Origin of the sequence: Rhizobium sp. CG4, from assembly GCF_023701965.1 — a bacterium.
In the GTDB taxonomy this organism is placed as follows: Bacteria; Pseudomonadota; Alphaproteobacteria; order Rhizobiales; family Rhizobiaceae; genus Agrobacterium.
Map to the genome: position 1 here is coordinate 421,410 of NZ_JABAEG010000001.1, position 18,548 is coordinate 439,957.

At 53.7% G+C, this 18,548-nt stretch carries 18 protein-coding genes; 13 read left to right on the forward strand and 5 right to left on the reverse strand.

Features of this window, described 5'->3' with window-relative positions; genetic code table 11:
* Positions 1-64 precede the first annotated feature (64 nt).
* Positions 65-529 carry an SRPBCC domain-containing protein gene (locus tag HGO37_RS02060; RefSeq protein ID WP_250981929.1) on the forward strand — a complete coding sequence of 155 codons (465 nt, stop codon included), beginning with the start codon at positions 65-67 and terminating at the stop codon, positions 527-529.
* Between the two features lie 119 nt (positions 530-648).
* A complete protein-coding gene (locus HGO37_RS02065) occupies positions 649-2,193 on the forward strand; it encodes an MFS transporter (RefSeq protein WP_250981930.1) in 1,545 nt (514 codons plus the stop codon).
* Positions 2,194-2,199: 6 nt separating this feature from the next.
* On the opposite strand, the gene HGO37_RS02070 is transcribed toward HGO37_RS02065, so the two are convergent.
* Both HGO37_RS02070 and HGO37_RS02075 read right to left on the reverse strand, forming a co-directional pair.
* Entirely contained in the window at positions 2,200-3,666 is a 1,467-nt protein-coding gene (locus HGO37_RS02070; protein ID WP_250981931.1) for a UdgX family uracil-DNA binding protein, read from the reverse strand.
* Entirely contained in the window at positions 3,666-4,898 is a 1,233-nt protein-coding gene (locus HGO37_RS02075; RefSeq protein ID WP_192488447.1) for a putative DNA modification/repair radical SAM protein, read from the reverse strand. Before HGO37_RS02075 ends, HGO37_RS02070 begins: the two co-directional genes overlap by 1 nt.
* 222 nt (positions 4,899-5,120) lie before the next feature.
* On the opposite strand from HGO37_RS02075, the gene greA reads away from it, so the two are divergent.
* The 3 genes from greA to HGO37_RS02090 are packed head-to-tail and all read left to right on the forward strand — an operon-like array spanning position 5,121 to position 7,902.
* Entirely contained in the window at positions 5,121-5,597 is a 477-nt protein-coding gene (greA, locus tag HGO37_RS02080) for a transcription elongation factor GreA (RefSeq protein WP_192488446.1), read from the forward strand.
* Positions 5,598-5,627: 30 nt separating this feature from the next.
* The gene (locus HGO37_RS02085) at positions 5,628-6,707 is read left to right on the forward strand and encodes a glycosyltransferase family 4 protein (RefSeq protein ID WP_250981932.1); all 1,080 of its coding nucleotides are present in this window, start codon (positions 5,628-5,630) and stop codon (positions 6,705-6,707) included.
* Positions 6,694-7,902, forward strand: coding sequence for a capsular polysaccharide export protein, LipB/KpsS family (locus tag HGO37_RS02090; protein WP_250981933.1), 1,209 nt, complete (start codon positions 6,694-6,696; stop codon positions 7,900-7,902). Before HGO37_RS02085 ends, HGO37_RS02090 begins: the two co-directional genes overlap by 14 nt.
* Positions 7,903-7,952: 50 nt before the next feature.
* Here the strand turns inward: HGO37_RS02090 and HGO37_RS02095 are convergent, their stop codons facing one another.
* Positions 7,953-8,420: an Lrp/AsnC family transcriptional regulator gene (locus HGO37_RS02095; protein WP_192488443.1), complete on the reverse strand. Its 468-nt coding sequence runs from the start codon at positions 8,418-8,420 to the stop codon at positions 7,953-7,955.
* Between the two features lie 243 nt (positions 8,421-8,663).
* On the opposite strand from HGO37_RS02095, the gene trxB reads away from it, so the two are divergent.
* The 5 genes from trxB (at position 8,664) to HGO37_RS02120 (ending at position 13,698) form a co-directional block, all read left to right on the forward strand.
* On the forward strand, positions 8,664-9,638 hold the full coding sequence (gene trxB, locus HGO37_RS02100; protein WP_250981934.1) for a thioredoxin-disulfide reductase: 975 nt from the start codon (positions 8,664-8,666) through the stop codon (positions 9,636-9,638).
* 29 nt (positions 9,639-9,667) lie between these two features.
* Positions 9,668-10,564 carry a LysR family transcriptional regulator VtlR gene (locus HGO37_RS02105; RefSeq protein ID WP_352230544.1) on the forward strand — a complete coding sequence of 299 codons (897 nt, stop codon included), beginning with the start codon at positions 9,668-9,670 and terminating at the stop codon, positions 10,562-10,564.
* 592 nt (positions 10,565-11,156) lie between these two features.
* Positions 11,157-11,450: an ArsR/SmtB family transcription factor gene (locus HGO37_RS02110; RefSeq protein WP_192488440.1), complete on the forward strand. Its 294-nt coding sequence runs from the start codon at positions 11,157-11,159 to the stop codon at positions 11,448-11,450.
* Between the two features lie 13 nt (positions 11,451-11,463).
* Positions 11,464-12,576, forward strand: a complete 1,113-nt coding sequence (locus HGO37_RS02115; RefSeq protein ID WP_250981935.1) for an alkene reductase — start codon at positions 11,464-11,466, stop codon at positions 12,574-12,576.
* Positions 12,577-12,756: 180 nt separating this feature from the next.
* Positions 12,757-13,698: a LysR family transcriptional regulator gene (locus tag HGO37_RS02120; protein ID WP_250981936.1), complete on the forward strand. Its 942-nt coding sequence runs from the start codon at positions 12,757-12,759 to the stop codon at positions 13,696-13,698.
* Between the two features lie 47 nt (positions 13,699-13,745).
* On the opposite strand, the gene HGO37_RS02125 is transcribed toward HGO37_RS02120, so the two are convergent.
* Both HGO37_RS02125 and HGO37_RS02130 read right to left on the reverse strand, forming a co-directional pair.
* Positions 13,746-14,012 carry a DUF2188 domain-containing protein gene (locus tag HGO37_RS02125; protein ID WP_192488437.1) on the reverse strand — a complete coding sequence of 89 codons (267 nt, stop codon included), beginning with the start codon at positions 14,010-14,012 and terminating at the stop codon, positions 13,746-13,748.
* 206 nt (positions 14,013-14,218) lie between these two features.
* Positions 14,219-15,421, reverse strand: a complete 1,203-nt coding sequence (locus HGO37_RS02130; protein ID WP_250981937.1) for a pyridoxal phosphate-dependent aminotransferase — start codon at positions 15,419-15,421, stop codon at positions 14,219-14,221.
* 254 nt (positions 15,422-15,675) lie between these two features.
* On the opposite strand from HGO37_RS02130, the gene HGO37_RS02135 reads away from it, so the two are divergent.
* From HGO37_RS02135 to HGO37_RS02145, 3 genes are all read left to right on the forward strand, one after another.
* Positions 15,676-16,599: an EAL domain-containing protein gene (locus HGO37_RS02135; protein ID WP_275641676.1), complete on the forward strand. Its 924-nt coding sequence runs from the start codon at positions 15,676-15,678 to the stop codon at positions 16,597-16,599.
* A gap of 130 nt (positions 16,600-16,729) precedes the next feature.
* Positions 16,730-17,050 carry a hypothetical protein gene (locus HGO37_RS02140; RefSeq protein WP_250981939.1) on the forward strand — a complete coding sequence of 107 codons (321 nt, stop codon included), beginning with the start codon at positions 16,730-16,732 and terminating at the stop codon, positions 17,048-17,050.
* A gap of 205 nt (positions 17,051-17,255) precedes the next feature.
* The gene (locus HGO37_RS02145) at positions 17,256-18,449 is read left to right on the forward strand and encodes a PQQ-dependent sugar dehydrogenase (protein ID WP_250981940.1); all 1,194 of its coding nucleotides are present in this window, start codon (positions 17,256-17,258) and stop codon (positions 18,447-18,449) included.
* Positions 18,450-18,548 lie beyond the last annotated feature (99 nt).

Sequence of the window (18,548 nt, forward strand, 5' to 3'; positions counted from 1 at the left end):
AATACCCATCAACCGGCCAACAGCAATGTCGGCCGGTTTTCTTTTGCCCGCAATTTGAAAACCGATGAGTGCGAGGATCGACATGACCAACAAGATGGAAGTTCTGAACGAACGCCTGTTCAGCGTGGATCGCGACACCCTGTTTCGCGCCTTCGCAGACACCGAGTTGTTGTCGCTTTGGTGGGGACCAGATGGTTTTACCAACCGCATCGGCAAATTCGATTTCAGACCCGGTGGCACATGGCAGATTACCATGACGGCCTCCAACGGTACCGACTTCCACAATATATCGACGTTCCGGGAAATCACGGTGCCCGAGCGTATTGTCTTTGAACATCACGAACCGATCCACGTCTACACCATGGAAATAGACTTCACAGAGCAGGTTGGCGGCACCCAGCTCAACTGGCGTATGTTGTTCGATGCGACAGAAGAAAACCTCGAGCTGAAGAAGTTCATTGCCGCTGCCAATGAACAGAATTTCGACCGGCTGGAAAATCTTTTGCTGCAGATTTCGCAAGATCAATAATCTCCATGATATCGTCACAGCCTTGCAGCCGGATTGAACGGGCGAAGGTCTAGCCCGAGTTTGATACTTGCCAATTTTGCAATTTCAGGAAAATCTCTCGCCAATGCGGGAGGAACGACATGACGGACACACCATCAGTGCAGGATCACGCCAGCAAGCGTGAATGGATCGGCCTCTGTGTCCTATCGATTGCCTGCCTGATCTATTCCATGGATCTGTCGGTGCTGTTTCTGGCAATGCCGGCAATCGTCGCAGACCTTGATCCGAATGCCACTGAGCTGCTGTGGATCAACGATATCTATGGCTTCATGGTCGCTGGTTTTCTGGTGACCATGGGCACATTGGGCGACCGGATCGGTCGTCGCAAACTGCTGCTGATCGGCGCATTTGCATTTGGTGTGGCCTCAGCGCTGGCCGCCTTTTCCGACACAGCCCAACAGTTGATCATATCGCGGGCGCTGCAGGGCATTGCCGGTGCCACCGTTGCGCCATCCACCCTGTCGCTCATCGTCAATATCTTCAAGAACGAGGCCGAGCGAAACCGCGCCATCAGCATCTGGGGATCTGCATTTGCACTTGGCGGCCTGATAGGCCCGCTAATCGGCGGTTTGTTGTTGGAGTATTTTCATTGGGGATCAGTATTTCTGATCAACATCCCGGTGATGTTGTTTCTACTGATCATCGCACCGTTCATTTTACCGGAATACAAGAACGATGAGGCGGAAGGCATTGATCTTCCTAGCGTTCTTTTATCACTCGCAACCGTGCTGCCAATCATCTACGGTTTCAAACACATGGCGGCAGATGGTTTTGCACTCATCCAGTTGTTGCCCGTCGCAATTGGCCTGTTGGTTGGTGTGTTTTTTATCCGCCGTCAACAACGCCTTAGCCACCCGCTGATTGATCTCAAACTGTTCCGCATTCCGGCGTTTACAGCATCGTTAATGGTCAATCTGGCCGGCGTATTCTTTGTATTCGGCACTTTCCTCTATCAGAATCTGTTCCTGCAGCTGGTGATCGGCCTCACGCCGTTGCAGGCCGCGCTGTGGTCTATTCCTTCGGCATCAGTTTTCACCATCATGTCGTTTCAGGCGTATCGCTTCACCAACCATTTCGGCCCGGTCAAAACCGTGTTGATGGGTCTAATGGTCAATGTTGTCGGCACCACAGTCATGGCTATTGCCGCCTATTATGAAAGTCTGCTCGGCATCCTGTTTGCCAGCATGTTGATCGGCCTCGGTTTCGTGCCTGTCATTCTCACCACCACCGGGTTGATCGTTGGCACAGCGCCGCCGGAGCGTGCCGGGTCAGCATCGGCCATTTCCGAAACCAGCTCTGAATTTGGTGGTGCTTTAGGCGTTGCATTGCTTGGCAGTCTCGGCACCGTGTTTTACCGCATGACAATGTCAGACGCTGATCTGACCGGACTTGACCAAACACAGGCGACAGCCGTGTCGGCAACACTGGCAGGAGCCGTGGAAACGGCAAAGGCTCTCGGCGGCACAGCCGATCCGTCTTGGCTCGAACCCGCCAAGCAGGGTTTCTCAACCGGCTTTGCCGCATGCTGTCTTCTCGCGTCCGTAATCCTGCTCCTGCTAGCCGTCATTGCGCGCAAGGTCTACGCCAAGGCCCATATCGATGAAAGTGCTGTCGGTTCGCATTAAGCAACCTCAGGTCACGCACATTTCCTCAGCCATTTTCCTGACCGTCGCCATATCTTCACGAAACAGGCGCATTTCCTCGGCCTTTTTACCTTCATCGGGAATACGCAGCAGGTAGGATGGATGCACCGTGACGAATAACAGCCTGTCGCCCTGCATCGGCATAGGTTTGCCGCGTAGCTCAGACAATTTACCTTTGATACCTGTCAGCGCAAAAACCGCTGTCGCCCCCATGGCAACGATCAGTTTCGGCTGAACCAGATCGATCTCGCGGGTCAGCCACCATCGGCAATGTTCAATCTCCATAACATCTGGCCGTTTATGAATACGGAGCTTGCCACGCGGTTCATATTTGAAATGTTTGACGGCGTTGGTGACGTAAAATTTAGAGCGATCCATTCCGGTCTGCGACACGACCTCATTAAACACCTTGCCAGCCGGACCGACAAACGGCCGACCAGCCAGATCTTCCTGATCACCCGGCTGTTCACCAACGATCATCACATCCGCACGGGATGGCCCCTCACCAAACACCGTCTGCGTGGCAGTGCAGTGCAACGGACAGAGCGTGCAACTGCGCGCTTCATGTTTCAAACCCTCGAGCGTATCGGCATCAGGCAAAGCAGGTGCCGGTCGGTTTTCCGCCATGGCCTGAATGCGATGATGAAACAGCTGCGGTTCGGTTGCGGCCTTTGCCGCCATTTCCAGTACACGCGCCTCTGCACCCAAAATAAGCTCCGGAATAAGGTCGGCTTCCGGCAGGTTCTTCCAGTATTTTTTCGGCATTTCCGCCGTCATCGCCTTTATCTTCAACCGTGCCGGATTGAAAATATTGGCATAATAGGTCCGCCAAAGCTCATCGGTTTCGTCGGTTAGATCCGGCTTTTCCGCTGCAATTCGCGACGTCTCGAGCGTCTCTCCATCCCAACGCGCAGAACCTTTCGGTGTAGCAATCACCCAATCCATATCTGTAAATCGCCGCTGAAAAAAATCCGCCTTGCGCTCGACAATGAAATGATCTGGCTCGAACCAGGCAATAAACCGCCGCCGTCCCGCAATGCCCTCCGGCAAAGGTACTTCCTTGAACCGAACAAAGGCCGTCATCTTGTGGCTGTCGCGGCGCACCGATTTTTCCATGTTGCGGGCGCGGGTCACATCCGGGTCGGCCTTGAGTTGCAACAATGTTCGGTCATCGGACAGCCGCCACAACAGCCGATAAAGCAAGGCAAAACGAGACGGGTCACTGTGACAGATTATCGCTTGCGCCAATGGCATGAAGGCTGCGGGAACGCTGACCGAAGCATCACCTTTTGCTGAGGGCAGCGCAGAGTCGTCTTCAAAACCAAACAGGCCAGCGCTCTCATTGCGTAAGCGCCAGTCTATGTCATGCGGAGGAATTTTTGCCGCAAGGCAGGCCCGTGCCGCATCTCGCCACTCGCCAAAATCTCCCCGGCCCTCCAGCGAAATCCGGTACATTACAGCAACGTCAGCTGTTCTGGCTGCGGTGCAAACATGGCGCGTAAATCCGGCCGTTCCGTCAATTTGCCCGGCGTCCAACCCTCGGTCACTACAAAGGCTTTGACCTTTTTAATCGACACGCCAAACCGGGCAAGATCCTCCAGACGCAGCCGCCGGAAACGGCGCGATGACAGCACGGAATTGACCGTCTTGGTTCCAAAACCCGGAACACGCAGCAGCATTTCCCTGTCTGCAGTATTCACATTCACAGGAAAGCTCTGCCGGTTGGCCAGTGCCCAGGCGAGCTTCGGATCGATATCGAGATCCAGCATGCCGTCCTTTTGTGTGGAGGTTATCTCGCCGATATCAAAACCATAAAAGCGATAAAGCCAGTCAGCCTGATAAAGCCGATGCTCCCGCATCAACGGCGGTTTGATCAACGGCAGATTTTTTGACGAATCCGGTATCGGGCTGAAGGCGGAATAATAGACACGCCTCAAACCGTAGCTGCCGTAGAGCCGTGCGCTGGTGGACAGGATCGTGCTGTCATTTGCGCCGTCTGCACCGACTATCATCTGCGTGCTTTGACCGGCTGGCGCGAATTTTTTCACGCGCTTTGTCTTCAGTGTCGGCTCGCCCGCTTCCTCAATTTTCAGGCGGATATCGGCCATCGATCTCCTGATATTGCCGGGCTGTTTTTCCGGGGCAAAACGGCCGATACCGCTATCGGTTGGCAATTCGATATTGATCGAAAGGCGATCGGCATAAAGCCCCGCCTCCTCCACCAGATGGGCGGACGCTTCGGGAATGGATTTGAGATGAATGTAACCGCGAAAGCCGTGCGTTACGCGCAGCTCCCTCGCCACCCGAACCAGTTCCTCCATCGTGTGATCGGAAGACCGGATAATGCCTGAGGATAGAAAAAGACCTTCTATGTAGTTGCGTCGGTAAAATTCCAGCGTTAGCCATACCACTTCCTCCACAGTAAAGCGGGCGCGCTCGACATTGCTGGATGAGCGGTTGATGCAATAGGCGCAGTCATAGATGCAGAAATTGGTCAGCAGGATTTTCAACAGCGAGATGCAGCGACCGTCCGGCGCATAGGCATGACAAATGCCCGACCCCTCAGTAGAACCCAACCCGCCACCCGCTGCCGAGTTTCGTTTTGTGGTTCCGCTGGAAGCACACGACGCGTCATATTTCGCAGCATCGGAGAGAACCGCGAGTCGTTCTTTAATTGACTTTCCCATACAATGTTCACTATATGTTCTTTTTGGATTTGTCAATTTCCACATCGGAAACTGCTCGAAATCCTCACAAAATATGTAAGCGTCAAATCTTCTGGCAATTTGAGGTGGTCTTCTGATATAGTGGTCGGAATTGTTGTTTTTGGGCATGGTTCCGAAGTTTTACTTCGGAACCTGTTTCTTTTTGTGTCTGCGTGAAGCAGATGGAATGCGAAGGAATAAAAAATGGTAGAGAAAGTACCGATGACTCAAGGCGGTTACACCAAGTTGCAGGAGGAGCTGCGCTGGCGTCAACAGGAAGAACGCCCACGCATCATCGAGGCTATCTCGGAAGCACGTGCCCATGGCGATTTGTCCGAAAACGCCGAGTACCATGCTGCCAAGGAAGCACAGAGCCACAATGAAGGTCGCATTTCCGAACTGGAAGACCTGACAGCTCGTGCTGAGATCATCGATCTGTCCAAAATGTCAGGTTCCAAGATCAAGTTCGGCGCGACCGTCAAGCTGATTGACGAGGACACCGACGAAGAAAGAACATACCAGATCGTTGGCGACCAGGAAGCGGACGTCAAGGCCGGCCGTATCTCCATCTCCTCCCCGATTGCGCGCGCGCTGATCGGCAAGGAAGTTGGCGACAGCATCGAAGTCAACGCACCCGGCGGCGCCAAGGGTTATGAAATCCTCTCCGTAAACTGGATGTAATAACTACATTCATTTTTTTCGGAGCAAGACGTGACACAAGTCGAATTAAAGGACATTCGGGTCATTGCCCCGAATTTCAAAAAACGTTTATCGGGCGTCACGTCGACGATCATTCAACTGGTACCGGTTCAAAACAGGCTGGGGCAAAAGGTGGCAACCTTAGGCCCCGGTCTGCCAGACAACCTGCCGCATATCCGGTTTCGAGATTTGTGGCGCCTGTGGCAACAGGCTCCCGGTGGTGGCCCGCGCGTCTGGCATGCGCGGCGCAATCTGGAAATGCTGCCGGGCATTTTCATGCGTGATGTCCTGCGTATGAAGGTGAAACTGGTTTTCACCTCTGCTGCACAACGCAAGCATTCAGCCTATACTCGCAAGCTCATTGCCCAGATGGATGAGGTTGTTGCAACGAGCGCCAAGTCCGGCTCGTTCCTTGAAGTGCCGCATACTGTCATCATGCATGGCGTGGATACCGAACTTTTCCATCCGCCGAAAAGCAACGACGACACGATAAAAGCAACCGGCCTGCCTGGAAAATATCTCGTGGGCTGTTTTGGCCGCGTACGTCATCAAAAAGGCACCGATCTTTTCGTGCAGGCGATGATTGCGCTGCTTCCGTCCTATCCAGATTGGACTGCGGTCATTAGCGGCCGTGTCACCCCGGAACACAAGTCCTTTGCCGACAAGCTGAAAGCAGATATCGATGCTGCCGGACTTTCAAAACGCATCGTCTTTCTCGGTGAGGTCGATGACATCAAGCCGTGGTACCGTCGGTTGACACTGTATGTCGCCCCTTCCCGCAATGAAGGTTTTGGCCTAACGCCACTTGAAGCGATGTCATCGCAAACAGCAGTGGTCACCAGCGATGCCGGTGCCTATGCTGAAATGGTGCTGGCGGGTGAAACAGGCACTGTTGTTGCCGCCGGTGATGGCGATGCCCTTCGCAACGCTATAAAAAATCGTCTTGAGAACCCTGCCGAAACCCTGGAATGGGGAGAGACAGGACGTAGCCACATGCTTAACACTTTCGAACTTCAGGGTGAGGCACGTGCGCTGCAAAAGATTTACGAGCGCGTAGCCCAACAAGGCGGACATCCCAATGACAGACGTTGAGTTCATATATTCTCAGCGAAACAATTACGAACCCCTCAAGGCCGTCCTCGGCTCGGGCATGGACTGCGCCCCCTTCAAACTGACAGACGGTTTGAAGGAGTTTATCCGCAGCCATGGCGTTGGTGAACTGGGCCGCCTGTTCAGCGACAAGGGATGTTCGATCGATATCCGCCCCAGCATCGAGCATAATCTGTTACGACGCCAGATTCGGCTGCCCTTGCTGTATTCAAACCCGCTGTCCGTTGCCTTTTACCGGGCAACCACTGCCATCAGATCACGCCTGTCGGCCATTTTGATTGAAGACCGGCTGAACGCCTACCCCGACGCAAGTGCGCTGATCTTCAACGGCTTCATGATGCCGGCGTCCCTATTGATGGAAGCAGCCATCCAGCGGTCACGTCCGATGGTGATGATGGAAAACGGCTTTTTCCCCGATACCATCCAGTGCGACACCAAAGGCATCAATTTCGGCAGCACATTGCCAAGAGATCCTGCCTTTTATTACTGGGCTGCAAGCCATATCACCGGGGATTTGCCGCAGACGCTGGTGAAACGCAGCAGCAAACAAAAGGGTGAGGAACTTACCAACCTGCCGGCAGATTACATATTCGTGCCGTTTCAGGTGCCAAGCGACATGCAGATCCTGGCTTATTCGCCGTGGATAAGGGACATGAAGCACTTTTATGAGGTGCTGTATCAACTGGCTGAAAGAATGCCCGACAGGCATTTCGTCATCAAGGAACACCCAAGCTTCCCGCTTTCCATCCAGAAGCACATCGAGCCGCATCCGCGTATTATTTTTGCCAACCACAACGAAACCCGCAAATTGATTGAGGGTTCATCAGCCGTCATCACCATCAATTCGACCGTCGGACTTGAAGGTCTGGCTGTCGGCAAAAAGGTCATCGTGTTGGGTGATGCGCCCTATGAGATGGCGGAGCTGGTCATCTCGGCGAGATCGCTTGAACGTTTGCAGCAGGCTATAACGGCGCTCAATGAATGGCAGCCCAATGAGACGCTCAGACAATTGTTCCTGCGTTATGTCTATAATGTTTTCCTGCTGCCTGGCAGCTTCAAGGCTGTCGACGCTGATCTGATCGAGAGAATCAGAAAACGGGGCCGTGGCGAAGACACACATTCGCGTCTGCTGGCCGAATATAACGGCCTGCAACAATCCAGCCTTAGCACGCTCTGAAAAAACATCTCCCGACAACGACAACCGCTATCGGGAGAGTTTAACCTGTCTTAGACTTCGACCAGACCGATACGCTTGACCTGACGAATGGTCAGCATGGTTCTGACCGTGTCGACATTTTCGTCAGCCGTCAGCACTTCGATTACGAAGTCTTGAAACTGTGTCAGGTTCTCCGCCACACAGTGCAGCAGAAAATCACTTTCGCCAGAGACCATCCAGGCCTGACGTACAAGCTGCCAGCGATCTGTCGCCGCAGCAAACGCCTTGAGGTTGGCTTCCGACTGGCGCTTCAGGCCAACCATGCAGAAAGCAACAAGATCAAAGCCGAGCTTGGGGGCATTGAGCATGGCGTGATACCCTTCGATCACGCCGCCCTCTTCCAGCTTTCTGACGCGACGCAGGCATGGCGGCGCAGAGATTCCGACCTTCTCGGCCAGATCGACATTGGTCATACGACCGTCTCGCTGCAACTCTCGCAGAATTTTAAGATCGATGGCATCGAGTTCTACGCGAGTCACCGGCTATCTCCCGTGGTAATGGTTTTCATTCCTTCTACTCCTGACGGCAAGATTCGCAAGAATGTGAGGCAAACAAGTCATAAAATTACATAACTGCATAACTGCCCTGTTGGTAAAGCACGGCTGCCCTTGAATATCGGTACTGTACGCCCTTAAATACGGGGCAAAACAGGCGGCGGCGTTTTAGCATTTGCGTCCATTGCACCTGCTTCATCCCGAACCGCATCGAAAGGAAGTCAAATAATGTCCGCGCGCCACAGCAAAGTTCTTATCATCGGTTCCGGCCCAGCAGGTTACACAGCTGCCATTTATGCAGCGCGTGCCATGCTCGAGCCTGTCCTTATTGCCGGTATGGAACAGGGTGGCCAGCTGATGATCACCACCGATGTGGAAAACTATCCCGGTTACGCCGATCCGATTCAGGGTCCATGGCTGATGGACCAGATGCTGAAGCAGGCAACCCATGTCGGCGCAGAAATCGTCAACGATCTGGTGACTGAAGTAGAAACCAACACCCGCCCATTTGTTGTGAAGACAGATTCCGGCACCGTGTGGACCGCTGACACGCTGATCATTGCCACCGGCGCCAAGGCAAAATGGCTTGGTTTGGAGAGCGAACAGCACTTCCAGGGCTTCGGCGTTTCCGCATGCGCCACCTGCGACGGTTTCTTCTACCGCAACAAGGACGTGATCGTGGTCGGCGGCGGCAACTCTGCCGTTGAAGAAGCGCTTTATCTGTCCAACATTGCCAAGACCGTCACGGTCGTTCATCGCCGCGATTCCTTCCGGTCTGAAAAGATTCTGCAGGAACGCTTGTTTGCCAAGGAAAACGTCAAGGTTCTCTGGAACACTGCCGTTGAGGAAATCGTTGGCACACCAGCAAAGCCGCCAATGCCACCATCTGTGACAGGCGCAAAGCTCAAGGACACACGCACCGGCGCGATCACCGAAGTCGAAACGCATGGCGTCTTCGTGGCGATTGGCCATGCGCCAGCGGTTGAACTGTTCAAGGACAAGCTGCGTCTCAAGCCAAATGGCTACATGTGGACTGCACCGGATTCCACAGCGACCAATGTTGACGGCATTTTTGCTGCAGGCGACGTCACCGACGATACCTACAGACAGGCAATCACCGCAGCTGGCATGGGATGCATGGCAGCACTGGAGGCCGAACGTTTCCTGGCAGGACACCAACCCGCAGCAATAGCGGCCGAATAAGATAACAACGATAAGGGAACAGCATGGGCATGCCATTAGACTGGGATAAACTGCGCATTTTCCATGCGGCAGCGGAAGCTGGCTCGTTCACACACGCGGCCGATAAACTTCACCTGTCCCAGTCGGCCATCAGCCGGCAAGTCAGCGCGCTGGAGCAGGATGTCGGTGTCAAGCTGTTCCACCGCCATGCGCGTGGTCTTATCCTGACAGAGCAAGGCGAATTGCTCTACCGCACCGCCCATGATGTTCTGTTGAAGCTTGAAACCGTCAAGATGCAGCTGACGGAGACAACCGAGAAGCCAAGCGGCAAACTGCGTGTCACAACGACAGTGGGCCTTGGCCAGGGTTGGTTGACCGACAAAATTCAGGAATTTCTGCAACTCTACCCTGAAATGTCCATCCAGCTTATCCTCGACAACGAGGAGCTGGACGTGAATATGCGCCATGCTGACTGCGCAATTCGCCTTCGCCAACCACAGCAGTCTGACCTTATCCAACGCAAGCTGTTCACCGTGCACATGCATGTGTACGCAGCCCCGTCCTATATCAACCGCTATGGCGAGCCACAGTCGATCGAGGATCTGGACAACCACCACATCATTTCGTTTGGTGAACCGGCACCAAACTACCTGCTGGACGTCAACTGGCTGGAATATGCCGGACGCTCGTCTGACAATGCCCGCACACCGCACCTGCAGATCAACAGCCAGACGTCGATCAAACGTGCATGCCTACTCGGCATCGGCATTGCATGCTTGCCCGACTACATTGTTGGCCGTGACCCCGGTCTGATCCAGCTACCGATCAGCGCAGACATTCCATCTTTCGATACCTACTTTTGCTATCCGGACGAAATGAAGAATGCCGCAAAGCTTAAGGCTTTCCGTGATTTCATTGTCGCCAAGGCGCGCAACTGGAATTTCTGATTCTGCCCAAAATCCGCACCGCCTGCCTAAACTCAACAAAAACAACTAGTTATATCGCAAATCAAGAGAATCGCCTGTCTTCTGACAGGCGAGATTTGCACAGAAATAAGACAAAGTTCTTAAGCGATGCGCTAGACGCATGCCTGACCTGCACAAAAAAGAGTTGCTGTATGCACAAAAAAGCACCATATCGCTCACAGCTAGTGCACACGGTGGCTTTCCTCCCAGTTCCACCGCATTAGCTGTTCCCCTCTGGAGGTTTTTTAACCTTCACACTTATAAGGGCCCTGGAGCAATCCGGCGGCCCTCTTTTTTTACCCATTTTCGAAAAAATCGCGTTTTATTAGAAAATCATCCCTTGTGATTGAGCAACACAACTCCCATATGTGGATTAGCTGATGCGCTGATGAATTTTCCAGTGCACTAGCTGTTCCCCTCTGGAGGTTTTTTAACCTTCAAACTTACGGCCGCGGAGAAATCTGGCGGCCTATTTTTTTGCGCGTTTTTCCGCGTGAATTTTTTACGGCGTCGATCTTGAATATCGATAAACGTCGATACACATATCGATCAGCGCAAATATGAGGATAGACCCATGAACCATGAGGATGTGCTGAAAGCTCTATCGCATCCTGTGCGGTTGAAGTTTCTGATCTGGCTTAAAGACCCGGAAAACCATTTTTGTGGCCAGGAGCATCCGTTTAGCATGGGCGTTTGCGCCAGACAGTTCGAAGTCAGCGGCCTGTCGCAATCAACTGTATCAACCCACCTTGCCACCCTGCAGGCGGCAGAACTCATCAAATCCCGCAAGGTTGGGCAGTGGATTTTTTACGAGCGCAATGAAGAGACCATTGCGGCATTTCAACAATATCTGAATGAAAATTTGTAGAAAGTTGAGCAACATGAGCAATCTGTTTGATCCAGCACAGGCCGGAGATATTACCCTCGCAAACCGTGTCGTGATGGCACCACTGACACGCAACCGTTCGCCGGGTGAATTCCCGAATGATCTCAATGTCACCTATTATCGCCAGCGCGCTACAGCCGGCCTGATTGTCAGCGAAGGTACCGCAATTACCCAGCAGGGTCAGGGTTATGCCCACGTTCCAGGCCTCTACAAGCCGGAAGCCTTGGCAGGCTGGAAAAAGGTAACGGATGCCGTGCATGAAGAAGGCGGCAAGATTGTTGCCCAGATCTGGCATGTCGGCCGCATCTCGCACACCTCGCTGCAGCCGCAGGAAGGCCAGCCGGTCGCCCCTTCCGCCATTATCGCCAAGTCCAAAACTTACATCATCAATGAAGATGGCACCGGCGCCTTTGCCGAGACGTCCGCCCCCCGGGAGTTGGACAAATCCGACATAACAGCCATCCTCGAGGATTACCGCAAGGCTGCCCGCTTTGCTATTGACGCAGGTTTTGACGGCGTCGAAATCCATGCAGCCAACGGCTACCTCATCGAACAGTTCCTGAAATCCAGTACCAATCAGCGCACCGACGAGTACGGCGGCTCGATTGAGAACCGCAGCCGCTTCCTCCTCGAGGTAGTTGATACGGTTGCCAAGGAAATCGGTGCTGGACGCACTGGCATTCGCCTGTCACCAGTCACCCCGGCAAACGACATCGCCGAACCTGCCCCACAACCGCTCTATGAATATGTCGTAAAGCAGCTTGGCGGCCGCGGCCTGTCCTTTATTCACGTCGTGGAAGGCGCTACAGGCGGTCCACGCGATCTGTCCGATAGCGGCAACCCATTTGACTATGACGCGCTGAGAGCCGCCTACGTCAACGCTGGTGGCAAGGGTCTTTGGATAGCCAACAACGGTTACACCCGCGAAACCGCAATTGACGCGGTTGCCAACGGCAAGGCAGATGCCATCGCCTTTGGCCGTCCGTTCATCGCCAACCCGGACTTGGTGCGTCGCCTCAAGGAGAATGCTGAGCTCAACGCCTTGCAGCCAGAAAAACTTTACGGCGGTGGCGCTGAAGGTTACACCGACTACCCTGCCCTCGCCTGAGCGGTACATAAATCCCACTGCGCAATCAACCGATTGCGCAGTGTCTTTGAATCAATCTCCGCATTACGCCAACCCAGCCAAAGCACCATCCGATCACAATTCCGTTTCGAAACTGGAATGATTGTAGAAATCCGGCTATACGAAATTGACTAATTTCTTTGCATCTCCATACGGATTTTTATGAACAGCATCGAGCCAAGTTGGGATTTTTACCGCACATTCCTGAGTGTCTTGCGTGACGGTTCTTTGTCCGCTGCCGCCCGTGAACTGGGCATCACCCAGCCAACCGCCGGTCGCCATATTGGCGCGCTCGAAGAAACGCTCGGTTACCAGCTTTTTATCCGCTCTCCCCACGGCCTGATGCCGACGGAAGCAGCGCTGGCCCTTCGACCTTACGCCGAAAACCTTGCGGCGACCGCATCGGCACTGTTGCGCGCAGCATCAGGTGAGGTCGGCAAGGTTGAGGGTTCAGTCCGTATCAGCGCCGCCGATATTATCGGCGTTGAAATTTTGCCCGATATCATCGCGGGCCTTCAGGAAAAATATCCGAAGCTGGAAATCGAACTATCGCTTTCCGACACAATAGAAGACCTGCTGCGTCGCGAGGCGGATATTGCCGTTCGCATGACTGAACCGCTGCAGGAAGCACTTGTCATCCGTTATGTCGGCAATATGCGGCTGGGTTTTCACGCCCACAAATCCTATCTTGCCAAGGCGGGTACACCGCAAGAAAAACAGGATCTCAACAGTCATCATCTGATTGGTTTTGACCGGAAAACGCCTTTCATCCGCGGCTTGCTGCAAAAGATGCGCAAGGACAATCCCAGTATTCCCGATGCGGAGGCAATCGGCTTTTCAATAAGGGCGGACAGCAATCTGGCGCAGCTGTCGATGATCCGTGCAGGTGCAGGCATTGGCGTCTGTCAGATCGGCATTGCCAACAGGGAGGACAATCTGGTGCGCATTTTGCCTGCCATCGAAATTCCGCTGTACACCTGGGTTGCCATGCACGAGAACCTGAGGACATCACCCAAGTGTCGCGCGGTTTTCAGCGCGCTTGTCGACGGCTTGAAGGGCCATCTCAAACAAATGGACCCAGAGGCACTAACACATAAGCCCTGAACAACACGGCAGACTTACGCCACCCTGCTATCACAAGGCAGGCAATATCAAGAATTGGGCATAGTGGGTACGGTTTCGTCCACAATGACAGCCTCTGGCCGGTCGCCGCCATTGCTGTATTCCTCATGCCAGCGTCCGCGCTCATCCTGGTAGCTGATTTCTTCATCTTCGCCCCCAACCTGCTGCTCCTGCACCACAATGTTGACGGCAGCCAACGCATCGGCATGGCTTGGAAAGGCTTCAGACCAGGCACCATTCATCCTGTAAGCCCAACCGCCATCATGCGGCACAATCTCGTACACCACTTTTGTCATGCGCATTTCCTCCTGTTTTTTGAAGGACATGTCGCTGGCCGCGAGGATGATACAAAGGACATGGCGTCGCGGCATGGCGGCATGTGTCCTTGGGACGGTACTATCCTATTAAAAAGCAAAAAGTGCAAACATCGCTTGATGTACATCACATCACAAACGAAAAAGCCCGGCACGAAGGCCGGGCTTTTCCTTGGTATCAGACAGAATTACTTGCAGGCTGCGCAGAAACGCTGAATGCGCTTGCACGCCTCTTCAAGAAGAGCTTCCGACGTCGCGTAGGAAATGCGGAAGTTCGGGCCAAGACCAAAGGCCGAACCGTGAACCACGGCAACGCCTTCCGTTTCCAGAAGTTCGGACACGAAATCCTCATCGGTCTCAAGAACCTTGCCCGACGGTGCAGTCTTGCCAATCAGGCCAGCGCAGGATGGGTAAACGTAGAACGCACCTTCCGGCGACGGGCAATTGATACCCTGGGCCTGGTTGAGCATCGAAACCACGAGATCACGACGGCCTTCGAAAATCTTCTTGTTGGCCGGAATGAAATCCTGCGTACCGTTGAGCGCCTCAACAGCCGCCCACTGTGCAATCGATGTCGCACCGGAGGTCTGCTGGCCCTGGATCATGTCCATGGCCTTGATCAGCTGCAGTGGACCTGCAGCGTAACCAATGCGCCAGCCGGTCATGGCATAGGCCTTGGAAACGCCGTTCATGGTCAGAGTGCGGTCGTAGAGCGAAGGCTCAACTTCAACCGGTGTGACGAACTTGAAGTCACCATAGGTCAAGTGCTCATACATGTCGTCGGTCAAAACCCAGACATGCGGATGCTTGACCAGCACGTCGGTCAGAGCCTTCAGCTCAGCCTGGCTGTAAGCAGCGCCCGAAGGGTTGGATGGTGAGTTGAAAATGAACCACTTGGTCTTTGGCGTGATCGCCTTTTCCAGTGCTTCAGGCTTCAGCTTGAAATTGTCTTCCAGCGTGGTGCTGACGAAAACCGGTGTACCGCCGCAAATGGAAACCATTTCCGGGTAGCTGACCCAGTAAGGTGCAGGGATAACAACTTCATCACCAGCGTTAAGCGTCGCCATGAATGCGTTGAAAAGAATCTGCTTTCCACCGGTACCAACGATTGTCTGCTCTGGCTTGTAGTCAAGACCGTTTTCGCGCTTGAACTTTTCGGCAATTGCCTTGCGCAGTTCAGGAATACCCGAAACTGGCGTGTATTTGGTTTCGCCGCGTTTAATCGCGTCGATGGCAGCTTCCTTGATATTGTCGGGCGTATCGAAATCCGGCTCGCCTGCGCCAAGACCAATAACGTCGCGACCCTGAGCTTTAAGCTCACGGGCTTTCTGAGAAACTGCGATGGTTGCGGATGGCTTTACACGGGAGAGAATGTCGGCAAGGAAGGCCATTTTTATCGGTCCTATTGAAGTTGACATCGGCAGAGGCTCTTCAAGTCACCGTCTGCGGCATGTTCTATGTCGAAAGACTGCCCTGCTTTCAAGCGCAAAAGCACCGCAATATGACAGGTTGACGTCATTTTTCGGTCCCTTGGCCCATAATGGCATCGCTGTTTTTTGGATGCTTAACGGCCAGGTAACGCTTTAGCGATATCGTATATACGATCCAGCGCGGAAGCGAATATTAACTGATATTGTAGCGGCCGATGACCCCAAAGAGCATTTTCTCGAATCTTGCCAAAGAACCGGATGGCACCTGGACAACAGTCTACGGTCCCTTCGTGCTGAAATCCGCGCTCCAGCCAATTTTCCGGCGGTTGGGGAACGGGCGATTGAACATCGATTCCTTTGAGGGTCTTGTGCGTCCCTACAAGGCTGACGAAGCGGTATCGCCTGCCGAGTTTTTCCCCTCGGTGAACCCGGTTGATATTGAAGCGATCGACAGTCTGCTGCGGACCCTGCACATCCTCAACACAGGATATCTTGATCGCAGCAAGGCGCGTATCTTCGTCAACTTTCATCCCGGCCTTTTCCGCACACCGGGAAAGATGCGTCAGGAAGTAGAACGCATGCGCCTTGCCGCCCATGAGGCTGGCATGACGCCTGATCGCATCGTGTGCGAGTTCTCCGACAAGAAGGCTGAGGACACCCAGCTGATCGCCGATTTCGCCAGTCATATGCATGCTATTGGTTTTCGCGTTGCCATTGATGATTATGGCGCTGGCGATTCCGATATTGAGCGCGTGAAACTGGTCAAGCCGGACTATGTGAAGTTTGAAGCCAGTTGGGTGCGCGACTTCATGAGCAACTCGGCGGGTGCCGCACTGCTGCGGGTCATCGTCAGACAGTTCATGGACGACGGCATAGAGCCGGTTTTCGAAGCATTGGAAGAAAACTGGCAAGTCGAACTCTGTGGTGATCTCGGCGTAAACTTAATGCAGGGATATGCACTGGCCCGCCCCGAACTCGCACCAACCACCTTTGACGAGCGTTTCCCCGAACTCGATGAACACGGCCGGATCATCTACTCCGGTGTCGACCAGGTTCAGCAGCACCTCTACCGGGACGTTACACCTGTGGAAAGTCGCATTCTGCGACCTACCAGGGCCTTTGGAAAACGCAAGAATTGACCGCATTTTGCGGGCAAAATCCGCTTGCCACAATATGACCATGATAATTGCGGGTTAAAGTCCAAATTCGGTCGCCAAGCAGTCCACATCACAGCCTTTATTCCCTTCATAAGACAGAGGGAATCGAAACATGTTCATTGAAGATCAACAGACAGCACAGCGCGTAAGAACACGCAGAACATTGTTTTCGTTGTGGATGGCAATTGCAGCCCTGACGGTTATCGTCACCATGGCAGCTGGCCTTGCCACCTCTGCCCACGCCTCCGAAATATCGATGGTCATGCAGTCCGTTCCATCAAGCGCAGTGGCGCTGTCTGAGGGCCTCAATGACCGTGTTGTGCTGATGGCATGTCTTGTTGCTTCTTTCCTGCTGATGATGAGCGGAACGGCAGCCTTGGCACGCAGAAGCCTGAAGGACGTTGCCAAAGACCATGTCAATGGCCGCACCTGATCTAAAAACTCTGTCGATCAGCAAGTCGTGAACACCAAAAGGTTGAAACCTTTTACAAGCAATGCACATTTAGCCCGGCACCACACCACAGGGCGCAATTCGAATTATCGAACGAAAGACCGGCGCTCCAGATTTTACTTTGATGCATAATCTTGGCCGGTCCTTATATGCCTGCCACGGGTTACGCTCTGAACGGAGATAATCCATGACGGAAAGCCGCCATCGCCCCTCCGCGACACTGGGTAAATTCGCAGCGCACCACCTCCCTCTGGCTGCTCTGATTGCGAGCGCCTCCCTGCTGCTGCCCATCTTTTCTTATGCGGCTGACGATGTAAGACAGGAAAAAACCGAAAAAGCCGACATTGCGGTACAGATTGTGGCATCCGGTCTGGAAAATCCCTGGTCGGTCGAAGTGTTGCCGGATGGCTCTTATATCGTCACTGAACGTGCCGGTCGCATGAGGATCATCAAGGACGGCAAACCGTCTGCACCACTTGCTGGCCTGCCGGCGATATCGGCTGGCGGCCAAGGTGGATTGCTCGACATCGCGCTTGATCCGAAATTTGCTGAAAACAGAACGCTTTATTTCACAGCCTCCATCAATGGTGATGGCGGACGCGGCACGGCTGTGTTCCGCGCAAAACTGTCGCCAGACAATTCACGCCTTGAAGGCGCTGAACGTCTATTTGCAATGAACCGCTTTACCGGCACCGGCCAGCATTTTGGTTCACGGATCGCAATCTCCAGCGATGGCAAATTGTTCTTCGGCATTGGCGACCGGGGTGATGGTGATCGCGCTCAGGACCCCAAGGACCATGCTGGCAAGATCTTGCGCATCGAGACAGATGGTAAGGTCCCCGCAGACAACCCTTATGCTGTAAATGGTGAAGGTGCGCCGGAGGTCTGGTCCATTGGCCATCGCAACCCGCAAGGATTGGCTTTGGACAGCAAAGACGGCACACTGTTCACGGTAGAACACGGCGCCCGCGGCGGCGATGAAATCAACATACCGCAACCCGGTGGCAATTTCGGTTGGCCTGTCATTTCCTATGGCAAACATTATTCCGGTCAGGACTTCCCTGGAGGGACCTCACAGGAAGGTATGATACAGCCTGACTATTATTGGGATCCCTCGATCGCACCCGGCGCCATTGCCGTTTATCACGGCGCCATGTTCCCGGAATGGGATGGCAGCCTGTTTGTCACCGCATTGAAATATCAATTGCTTGTGCGGCTGGAGCGAGATGACAGCGGCAAGGTAGCCTCGGAAGAACGTATGCTGAAAGGCGATTACGGCCGTATGCGAGACGTTATCGTTGCCCCCGATGGCGCGCTTCTCATCTTAACCGATGACAGCAACGGTTCTCTTTTAAGAGTATCACGCGCCAACGCCTCCTGAGCTTTGAGAATAATCAGCACGTTGCGTGTCACAATTAAACGCAACGTGTTGAAAGCCCCCAAATCAAAGCGATCAGGGCAGCTTGCCGGACGTTCTGTG

What these genes read in the sequence shown, in the direction of transcription:
- HGO37_RS02060 (WP_250981929.1), top strand. Translation starts at nt 65, where the DNA reads ATGAGTGCGAGGATCGACATGACCAACAAGATGGAAGTTCTGAACGAA.
- HGO37_RS02065 (WP_250981930.1), top strand. Translation starts at nt 649, where the DNA reads ATGACGGACACACCATCAGTGCAGGATCACGCCAGCAAGCGTGAATGG.
- HGO37_RS02070 (WP_250981931.1), bottom strand. Translation starts at nt 3,666, where the DNA reads ATGTACCGGATTTCGCTGGAGGGCCGGGGAGATTTTGGCGAGTGGCGA.
- HGO37_RS02075 (WP_192488447.1), bottom strand. Translation starts at nt 4,898, where the DNA reads ATGGGAAAGTCAATTAAAGAACGACTCGCGGTTCTCTCCGATGCTGCG.
- greA (WP_192488446.1), top strand. Translation starts at nt 5,121, where the DNA reads ATGGTAGAGAAAGTACCGATGACTCAAGGCGGTTACACCAAGTTGCAG.
- HGO37_RS02090 (WP_250981933.1), top strand. Translation starts at nt 6,694, where the DNA reads ATGACAGACGTTGAGTTCATATATTCTCAGCGAAACAATTACGAACCC.
- trxB (WP_250981934.1), top strand. Translation starts at nt 8,664, where the DNA reads ATGTCCGCGCGCCACAGCAAAGTTCTTATCATCGGTTCCGGCCCAGCA.
- HGO37_RS02105 (WP_352230544.1), top strand. Translation starts at nt 9,668, where the DNA reads ATGCCATTAGACTGGGATAAACTGCGCATTTTCCATGCGGCAGCGGAA.
- HGO37_RS02110 (WP_192488440.1), top strand. Translation starts at nt 11,157, where the DNA reads ATGAACCATGAGGATGTGCTGAAAGCTCTATCGCATCCTGTGCGGTTG.
- HGO37_RS02115 (WP_250981935.1), top strand. Translation starts at nt 11,464, where the DNA reads ATGAGCAATCTGTTTGATCCAGCACAGGCCGGAGATATTACCCTCGCA.
- HGO37_RS02120 (WP_250981936.1), top strand. Translation starts at nt 12,757, where the DNA reads ATGAACAGCATCGAGCCAAGTTGGGATTTTTACCGCACATTCCTGAGT.
- HGO37_RS02125 (WP_192488437.1), bottom strand. Translation starts at nt 14,012, where the DNA reads ATGACAAAAGTGGTGTACGAGATTGTGCCGCATGATGGCGGTTGGGCT.
- HGO37_RS02130 (WP_250981937.1), bottom strand. Translation starts at nt 15,421, where the DNA reads ATGGCCTTCCTTGCCGACATTCTCTCCCGTGTAAAGCCATCCGCAACC.
- HGO37_RS02135 (WP_275641676.1), top strand. Translation starts at nt 15,676, where the DNA reads ATGACCCCAAAGAGCATTTTCTCGAATCTTGCCAAAGAACCGGATGGC.
- HGO37_RS02140 (WP_250981939.1), top strand. Translation starts at nt 16,730, where the DNA reads ATGTTCATTGAAGATCAACAGACAGCACAGCGCGTAAGAACACGCAGA.
- HGO37_RS02145 (WP_250981940.1), top strand. Translation starts at nt 17,256, where the DNA reads ATGACGGAAAGCCGCCATCGCCCCTCCGCGACACTGGGTAAATTCGCA.